The 8,793-nt window shown below is 50.2% G+C and carries 7 protein-coding genes; all 7 read right to left on the bottom strand.

Features of this window, described 5'->3' with window-relative positions; translation table 11 throughout:
* Positions 1-1,460: LapD/MoxY N-terminal periplasmic domain-containing protein (locus BZG83_RS05365; protein WP_077479663.1), on the bottom strand; the 1,460-nt coding region annotated here is incomplete at its 3' end.
* A gap of 6 nt (positions 1,461-1,466) precedes the next feature.
* Positions 1,467-2,132: a transglutaminase-like cysteine peptidase gene (locus tag BZG83_RS05360; protein ID WP_077479662.1), complete on the bottom strand. Its 666-nt coding sequence runs from the start codon at positions 2,130-2,132 to the stop codon at positions 1,467-1,469.
* Positions 2,133-2,151: 19 nt separating this feature from the next.
* Entirely contained in the window at positions 2,152-2,760 is a 609-nt protein-coding gene (locus BZG83_RS05355; protein WP_158011503.1) for an OmpA family protein, read from the bottom strand.
* On the bottom strand, positions 2,757-4,061 hold the full coding sequence (locus BZG83_RS05350; RefSeq protein WP_077479665.1) for a TolC family outer membrane protein: 1,305 nt from the start codon (positions 4,059-4,061) through the stop codon (positions 2,757-2,759). The genes BZG83_RS05355 and BZG83_RS05350 overlap by 4 nt, the downstream gene beginning before the upstream one ends.
* A gap of 34 nt (positions 4,062-4,095) precedes the next feature.
* The gene (locus tag BZG83_RS05345; RefSeq protein ID WP_077479660.1) at positions 4,096-5,496 is read right to left on the bottom strand and encodes an HlyD family type I secretion periplasmic adaptor subunit; all 1,401 of its coding nucleotides are present in this window, start codon (positions 5,494-5,496) and stop codon (positions 4,096-4,098) included.
* A 121-nt stretch (positions 5,497-5,617) separates the two neighbouring features.
* Positions 5,618-6,949 carry a sigma-54-dependent transcriptional regulator gene (locus BZG83_RS05340; protein WP_077479659.1) on the bottom strand — a complete coding sequence of 444 codons (1,332 nt, stop codon included), beginning with the start codon at positions 6,947-6,949 and terminating at the stop codon, positions 5,618-5,620.
* Positions 6,949-8,754 carry a sensor histidine kinase gene (locus BZG83_RS05335; protein WP_077479658.1) on the bottom strand — a complete coding sequence of 602 codons (1,806 nt, stop codon included), beginning with the start codon at positions 8,752-8,754 and terminating at the stop codon, positions 6,949-6,951. The genes BZG83_RS05340 and BZG83_RS05335 overlap by 1 nt, the downstream gene beginning before the upstream one ends.
* Positions 8,755-8,793 lie beyond the last annotated feature (39 nt).

Here is an 8,793-nt window from a genome sequence, read left to right as displayed (position 1 = left end):
CTCTTATCTTGAGCGAGGGTTTTCATAATGTGGGTGATCACATATTTATCTAAGGTCTCACCCAGCTGAAGTTGCTCTACTGCCCCCAAGAAGTGGCCTGCGCCGTAGTATTCGCCGTCTTTTTCAATCGCYGAGAAGACCTCTTGGTGGAGCAGTTTTGAGGTGCTGTCACTGACAGACTGAAACTTAAATACAAAGAGCTCTTTCGCCACCGCTTCATGAAGGAGTGCTTTCCATTGCTGTTTACCCATCGCCGCATCCCCCATCGACTGGTCAATCAGCACCACAGGGTGATCGGGGGTGTTTCGTGCTTGAGAAAGCGCATTATCGGCTTGCGAGAGCAAGATACTGGCGTCACGGTTCCCGCCGCCATTCACGGCTAAACCGACAGCCACTTTCGGGGGTGTGAGCCCCATAGGATCGGCTTGCATATCGACCACCATTGCTAGCACACTTTCACCGAGTAAACGCAGATCATCGGCATCGGTATTGGGCGCTAAGATCACAAACTCGTCCTTGCTCAAACGGGCCGCTGTCATGCTGTCATCGGTAATAATGGTAGTGGTGAGATTATTGGCAAAACGTTCCACCAAGTTATCACCCGCTTCGAACCCTTGTTTTTTGTACGCTTCACTGATCAGATCAACCTTAATCAGTGCCATCCCGCCAACGCCCGATTCGGTGAGCCAAGATTTAAGTTGGCCAACGTAAAAGCTACGGTTACCGAGCCCAGAAACAGGATCGCGGTAAGCGGTTTTACGTAATCGGTCGGCCTCTTTGGCTTGTTGCTCAAAATAGCTTTTCAGCTGTTCGGTCATGACATTGATGGCCCTAACCACGGTTTTTAATTCAATGGTTGGGGGAAGGGGAATAGGGTCGCCAAATCGGTTCTTAGCAATCTCGCCTGCTTTTTGGGTGATGCGAGCCAAGGGCTTGAGAGAGCGGCGCAATTGCCAGCCGATCACGACCGATGCGATCAGAAAAATGACCGCCATACTCGACCCCAATTGCACAAACGACTTCCACAATTGTTTGTAGGCATAGCCTGGATGGGCCACCACCTCCACTTCTGCCAATTGCATCCAGCCACTAGTAATGGTTTGCTTTTCCGTAATCACCGGAAAAATATCGAGGTCGATAAACCATTGCGGGACACCTTGAATTTGAACCGGATATTCGCGCACAATTTCGCTGTTGTCGGAAAGCAACGTGAGGTTAACCTCACGGTAAAAGCCACCGTCAAAAAACGCATTGATCACGGATTCGGCCGCCACCTTATCGTCTGATTCCAAGTAAGGGGCGAGGGCCAAGCCCATCGAGTTCACGGTATTGTTCACATCTGCGGTTTGCTGGTTGAGCAAAAAGTTGCGCGTGGTGTTGAGCTCGATACCGAACACCGACAACACCAAGAAGAAGAAAATGACCAGCATCCAGGTGAATATTTGGTTGAATAACGTCATAGGTCGTTACCTATCAAAAAGTTTAACGGGTTTTTGCATTTTTAACGTGTCGACGCGGTTACGTAAGTCATTCCATAGTCCGAGTCGTGAGGAGTTACCGGCCAGCTCCCCTTGGCCTCGCTCTTTCATCAGCCACAATCGGCTACCATTAAAGCTGTAGATAGGTAGCAAATCTCGCCGCAATGAAGCGCGTTTTATTTCTGGGTCGAGGTTATCGAGCAACACAGGTTCTGATGACGGTGTGGGATAGTAAGCGACAACCATATGGAACTGATCCAATCGAATCGCTTTGACATACACCAACCGTAGTTTCTTATCATCGACACCGAGTTCTCGCAGTGAGAAATACTTGGCGATACTAAAATCCTCACAATCGCCTGCGCTGGTGCCGAGAAACTCAAGGGGCGTCGCCCAATAGTCTTTTTTTCCCCATAGCTCGATATCATCAACAAAATACAATTGGTTAAAAAAATCATTTACCTGACGCAGCTTTTCTTGCTCCGACAGACTTTGTGTATTCGCGACCATATTGCGCCAGGCCAATACGCGTTTGCCCGCACGCTCACCGTAAAACGCGGAGACCTGCTGGATCCAACGCGATTCAGTGGTAGTCAAGCCGCCGACACTCATCGACAGCAAAATGGTCAATATGGCGACGCCCCATCGCTTCATAGATATAAGGCTCGCTGTACTACTGGGGCCGGCGAGTGAAGATTGTCCACGCTTTCTCTACATCTCCTTTAAAGTTCAACAGCTCTGCACTCACGCGCCGGTCTTGTGGCGCATTCGGATCGGTTTGCGTGGCAAGGGCTTCTCCCAATGCATCAATGTCAATGCGGTTTGGATCAATGCCGGCGCTGACGAGCTCGGCTCTGACCGAACGTGCACGCTCTCGCGATAAGCGTAAATTATACTCAGGCGAGCCAATGGCACTGGCATGGCCGGTTAAACGCACCGACACGCCGGGGTACTGAGTAAGAAAGTCTGCCATAGCCGTTATATCAGTGACATAGTCGGGGCTGACTTTTGCGGTATCATTGGCAAATAGCACCCGCAACGATGTGGCTGGCGTCTCTGACGCTTGAACGGTGGAGTCTGGCTCCACATAACTGGGACACCCTTGATTATCGACTATGGCACCGATTGGCGTTTGTTCACAGCGATCACGCGCATTGATCACGCCATCCTTATCCGCATCGGCAACGTCGTGTTTTTGCAGGGCCACCGGCGGTGCCATAATGGCATAACCGCAGCCACTGAGGAGGCTGATACACACAGCGTAAAATAGGACTCGCATCATTTGTGGTCCTCCGCGTTGACTTGCCATTCGGCAGGTATCGTCACCCGCAAGGCGTTCAATAGGTTGCCGGTGTTATTTAATAGCCGGTATTGCGCTAAGAGATGATCAAAGTTCGCGTCAAGGTAAGCGCGACGCGCTTCAAACAACTCGTTTTCTGTGTTGAGCAAGTCCAATAAGGTGCGTCGGCCGATACGAAACTGTTTTTCATAGGCCAGCACTGTATCAGAGGCCGCATCCACTTGTTGTTGGAGAAACACTTTTTGTTGGGTGGTTAGCTGGTAGGCGCTCCATGCTAAGCGCGTACTTTCTTCCAATTGCCGATAGGCATTTTCAAAGGTGTCGCGTGCGCGATTTACCTCATACGCGCCTCTGCGAATAGTGGCCTGATCGCTCCCTCCATTAAAAAGGTTGTAACGAAAGCGCACCATCGCGCTAAATTCATCACTGGTATCGTTCACCCCACTTACTTGATCAGCCCAAGTTTGACTGACTTCCAAACTGACGTTAGGCAGGTGATTGCCTTTAAATTGCTCGTATTGAGCGCGAGCCGCCTCAATGTCGTATCGTGCCAGTTTTAACAATGGACTGCGGCTGACGGCTTGCTCTAACGCTGTATCAATGGAGGCCGGTAAGGCAAGGTTATCGACAACGGGTTCAATTGGCTCGTTAGCAGGCTCACCCACGACACGGAAAAACGCAGTAAAGGCATCTTCGAGGTTGGTTTGTGCCGAGAGTAAATTTGCGTTGGCACGCGCGACACGTGCCTCGACTTGGGATAAGTCAGCCGTTGACCCGATTCCAGACTCCGCGCGGCGACGAATATCAGAGAGAATTTGCTCATGCACAGCCATATTGGCCTCAGAGAGATCCAATACTTGCTCTGCCTTAAGCACATCCAGATAGACCTCGGCGACTTGCAGGGCTTTGTCTTCAGCATCCGAGAGCAGTTGAAAGCGCTGACTGTTGGCTTCATAACGTGTGCGCCTCACATTGTGTGAGGTTTGCCCATCCCATAACAACTGGCGAAGGCTTAGTGTGGCGTCCTTGCGATCAAAGTCGATATCACCTTGTGCACGGGTGGAGTCATTTTCGATACGCTCATAGCCAATGCCTGCGTCTAAATCGATATCGGGAAGGTAGTCGCCTTCACTGTTTTTCATTCGCTCATGCAAACTCATCAGCTCGTGAAACCCGCCACGCAATTCCGGATCGGTGGCGAGTGTGATCACCACCGCCTGCTCTAATGATTGGCTGTGGGCGGTGGGGAGCAAACTAAGTGCCGCTATGATAGCCGCGCTCATACGTATCCAAACTGGCATCATTTTTCAGTCATCCCTATTCCCGTAATGCCGTGTTTTGTGCCCTAACAATAGGATTAATCAGATAATCAAGGACGCTTCGTTTCCCGGTAATGATGTCAACAGACGCGGTCATCCCGGGAATAATCGGCAGTGTTTCTGCGTCACCGATGTTGTTTTTCTCGGTGCGTACCTTGACCAAATAAAAACTGTTGCCTTCCTCGTCTTGAATGGTATCTGCACTGATGGTTTCTAGCTGACCGTTAAGGCCACCATACACGGTAAAATCGTAGGCGCTAAACTTCACCACTGCTTCCAACCCAGGGCGCAAAAAGGCAATGTCTTGCGGCGCGATTTTGGCCTCAATGAGCAGGTTGTCTTCCGAAGGGACAATTTCAATAATGTCCATCCCCGGCTGAATCACGCCACCGACGGTGTTGACATGTAACTTCTTCACGGTGCCATCAACTGGGGAGGTCACCACGGTGCGTGCGACTCTATCTTGTAGACTCACTTTTCCCTCTGTCATCGAGGCGATTTGCTGTTCGACTTGGTTGAGGGTCTCTTGTTGTTCCGTTCTGAACGTTAATGCGACATCCAAACGTTGGAACACTGCCTCACGCATTGATGACACCACTGAGGGCAATGATAACTGTGCAGAGGATAGCTCACGTTGGGTATCGTTGAGTTGGCGCTGTAGTTTAATTAAGTCAATTTGAGGCACCACCCCTTCTTCGGCGAGAGGGCGAGTAATGTTGAGTTCTTCTTGTGCGAATTCCAAGCTTTGCTCGAGGTTGTCGATGCGTGACTCAAGCTCGATCAGTTCTTGCTCTTTTTGGCGAATTTTTTGTGCCGTCACGTACAGCTGGTTTTGAATATTCGATAGCTGCTCTTGATAACTGGCTTGGGCTTGGTTCACCAGCCCCGGACGAGCTGCGGCCAAGTCGCTGGGGACTTGGAGCGGTTGACGATTGAGAATGATGCTGTCACGCCACTCTTCCAGTGCAGCAGTGTCATTAATTTGTACTGACTCGAGCAATGCGCGAATGCGAATTTCATCGGCGCGCAAGCCATTGAGTTCTTGCTCTCGCTCTCGAAAATCCGACCGGAACAGGGTGTCGTCGATAAGGATTAAACGTTGGCCACGGGCGACTGTATCGCCTTCTTTTACCAACAGTTCTTTAACCAGCCCGCCTTCAAGGTTTTGCACCACTTGCAGTTGCGATGAAGGGATCACTTTTCCTTGCCCGACCGTCACTTTATCGAGTTGCGCTTGAGAGGCCCAAATGGCGGCTGCGATAAGAAACAAAGCGATTGTCCACAACAAGATACGCGCACTTTTGGGCGCGTTTAAGAGCAAAGCTGCTGTTTTATCATCGATGTAATCGAGATGTTCGTCTCTGGGCAATACTGCATGAGACTTATCGCGCCAAGCCATGTCTCTCCCCATGTAGGAAACCGCTCTTAAAAGTTTAGTCTATGCTGCTGATTTTTTGCTTTATTTGTCGGTTTTTGTGCAAAGCGATGTATTACTGCGCGATGGTGATACGAAAGTGCCACTAATATTGGCTACGTTTAAAATTTTCTTTATCTAACTGATACTTGCGCATTTTATCGTAAAGGGTCTTTCTCGCGAGTCCCAATTCTTGTTGTACGTCTTTTAGTCGACCCCCATGTCGACGTAATGCGTCGCTTAGGRTCTCAAACTCAAATTGACTGACACGGTCCGTCAGTGTGGGCAATTTAGACTCTGTGGTCGCGGAAGGCGCTGCGTTGTCTAGCCTATCTTCGCCAAGTAGGACCAATCGCTCGGCGTAAGCGCGAAGCTCTCGCACATTGCCCGGCCAGCTGTATTCGCATAAACGTTGTTGTTGTGGCGAAGATAATGTTGGGGCTTCGATGCCATAGCGTGACGCAATAGTTCGCGTAAAGTTCTGAAATAGCGGGATAATGTCATCACAGCGGTCACGCAATGGTGGCATCAACACTTGGCCAGTCAGGAAATGTTGACATAATGCGGGATCGAATTGCTCACGTTGTACCCTCTCGGCCAAATCAAATCGTGATGTGACAATCAGGCGAACCTGACTGGTTTGGGAATGTGCAGGATCATCACGCAGCTGAATATAGCGATGTAACCGTTGCTGGAGAGGGATAGGCAGCGCCTCGATGCCGTCAATCAACAAACAGCCACCATTCGCAGCATGTAATTTCCCAGTTTTATTCGCCCAGTGAGACAACTCGCCACCAAATAACGTTTGCTCCAGCAAATGGGTAGGCAATAAGCGGCATTTGAGGGTAATCAAGGGCGTGTTCTGCCATTTGCCATGGTCGTGAATAAAGCGAGCGGCCAGCTCTTTCCCGGTGCCTTTTTCTCCGACTAGTAATACATCATCGTCTGTTTGCTGGTAGTAGCCCAGCTGACGACGGGCGGATTTCACTTGCGGATGGTTGCCTAAAATGCGCGGGCCGGGGCCACTTTGCGCTGCAAGCTCCTTGCGAAGTTCGCGGTTTTCGAGCACCAGAGCACGTTTGTCATACGCACGTTTTAACACGTCCAACAGATGATCGGTTGAAAAAGGTTTTTCGATAAAATCGTACGCACCCAGCCGCATGGCTTCGACTGCGGTAGAAATATCACCGTGGCCGGTAAGCATGATCACTTGCATCTCACCATCTAGCGCTAATATCGCTTGCAATAGCTGCATACCGTCCATGACGGGCACATTAATATCGGCAATGATAACGCCCGAGAAGTTGGTGGTTAAGGCCGCTAATGCCTCTTGTGCGGTCGCAAACGCGTTGACATGCCAGTCATCAAGGTGCAGTGTCTGCGTAATGGCATCGCGGACCGCTGGCTCATCATCGACCACAATCACCGTCGGTTCCATTATTCACTCTCCTTAGTCGGAACGGGCAGACGAATTATCATGATGGTTCCGCCTGTTGGGTTGGTGTTTGCGATAAGTTGACCATGTAGGCTCTCGAGGATCCGCTTAGAAATCGTCAGCCCAAGCCCGAGTCCTGTTTCTTTAGTAGTAAAAAAGGGTGTAAAAACCTGTGCCAGCGTATCACTATCCATGCCTTTACCATTGTCTATCACACGCAGTTCAAGGCTGCTTGCATCGTGTTGAGTGTCAACCCGAATGCAAGGGTCGGGAGTACTCGATACAGCGTCTATCGCATTGGTGAGCAAGTTGACTAACACTTGCTCGAGCAAGATGGCATCCGCGACAACATAAAGCGGGCTTGAGTGCGAGGGAAGCTGTACAGTGATACCTTGACGAAGCCAGCGGCTTTTGGTCAACGAAACAGCGGCATGAAGTAATGGCACCACATCGAGGGTACCTGTTCGGGTTTGTGATTTTTTTGCGAAGATCTTAAAGCGCGCCACAATGTCATGGATCATTTGAATCAATCCGAGCGTTTTCGCCAAATTATCTTCCACGTCTTGATAGCGTGCTTTGGCCATTAAGCGCTGACTGTTTTCTGTGTAGGTGCGCATGGCCGCAAGTGGTTGATTGATTTCATGGTTGATCCCCGCAGACATCTCTCCAAGGGTCGCCATTTTGGCCGCTTGTACCAATTCTGATTGTGTTTGCTTGAGTACTTGTTGCGTGCGCTCGTATTGATGAAGGGTGTCACGCAATTGCTGGTTGGACGCTTGTAACGATTGTGTACGGCGAGCGACTTTGCGTTCAAGGCTCTGGTTTAATCGTGCAAGCTGGCGCTGAGCAGCAAGACGCTGCCACCATGCTAAGACAATCACAGCGACCAAGAAATAAAACGTGATGAATAGTATAACCGCCTGAAAAACGTAAGGGTAAAGGGTGCTGATCGGGGTAAGTCCATAAAGCTGCCAGTCTGCTTGGCTGATGGTGTGTGTGGTCATCAGCATTGGCTGACGTGCAGAGGCATCTAGCCCCAGGGAAATCACCGTGTTATCTGCTAGCTGACGAGGATGCTGAAACTGGCTCAGTGGGATAAGCGGGGTGTCGCCATAACGCCTCGAGCGTTGAATACTTTGCTTTTGAGGCGTGGGCAGCGTAGTGAGTGTTTGGTACACCCAGTTGGGGTTAGAGCTGTAAAAAATAACCCCTTGCGGATCGGTCAATAGGTAGTCAAAGGTTTGATATTTCCATACTTGTTCGATAATAGACAGGTCAACCTTGATGACGAGCACCCCCAGTAAATCCTGTTGATTTGAGTCACGGACGGGATAGGAAAAATAGTAACCGCGCTTTCCTGAACGAGTTCCCAAGGCATAATAAGCGCCTTTTCCCCCTTTTATCGCTTGTTGGTAATAGGGCCTGTACGCATAGTTTTGACCCACAAAGGAGGCTTGGCTCTGCCAGTTACTTGCCGCGATCGTGGTGCCTTGTGTGTTCAACAAGTAGACGGTGTCGGCTTCAAGACGCGAAGCCCACCGAACTAATAAACGATTGATCTCTACGACTTGCTGTTTGGGCGCCGAATCAGCCAATAAGGTGATTAAGCGTGGATCGGAGGCGAGGACGGCGGGTAGCTCACTGTATCGAGCCAGCTCGGCAGACAGCTTGTCTTCGAGTTGTCGAACATCCTCGCGCATTTGCGCAATTAACTGAAACTTGGTTTCGTTGAAGGTGACAATGCCAACGATCACGGATAAGACCGTGCCGAGTAGGGTCGCTGATAACACAAATTGCGACTTTTTCACCGTCTTGCTCCTTGGTCATTGATCGGAGTCGGTTTAATA

Origin of the sequence: Salinivibrio sp. PR919, from assembly GCF_001995355.1 — a bacterium.
In the GTDB taxonomy this organism is placed as follows: Bacteria; Pseudomonadota; Gammaproteobacteria; order Enterobacterales; family Vibrionaceae; genus Salinivibrio; species Salinivibrio proteolyticus.
The sequence above is the reverse complement of the archived record's forward strand: the minus strand, read 5'-3'. Positions and strand labels throughout refer to the sequence as shown.

Excerpts from the sequence above, each read along its gene's own strand:
- BZG83_RS05360 (WP_077479662.1), bottom strand. The coding sequence starts at position 2,132 with ATGAAGCGATGGGGCGTCGCCATATTGACCATTTTGCTGTCGATGAGT.
- BZG83_RS05355 (WP_158011503.1), bottom strand. The coding sequence starts at position 2,760 with ATGATGCGAGTCCTATTTTACGCTGTGTGTATCAGCCTCCTCAGTGGC.
- BZG83_RS05350 (WP_077479665.1), bottom strand. The coding sequence starts at position 4,061 with ATGAGCGCGGCTATCATAGCGGCACTTAGTTTGCTCCCCACCGCCCAC.
- BZG83_RS05345 (WP_077479660.1), bottom strand. The coding sequence starts at position 5,496 with ATGGCTTGGCGCGATAAGTCTCATGCAGTATTGCCCAGAGACGAACAT.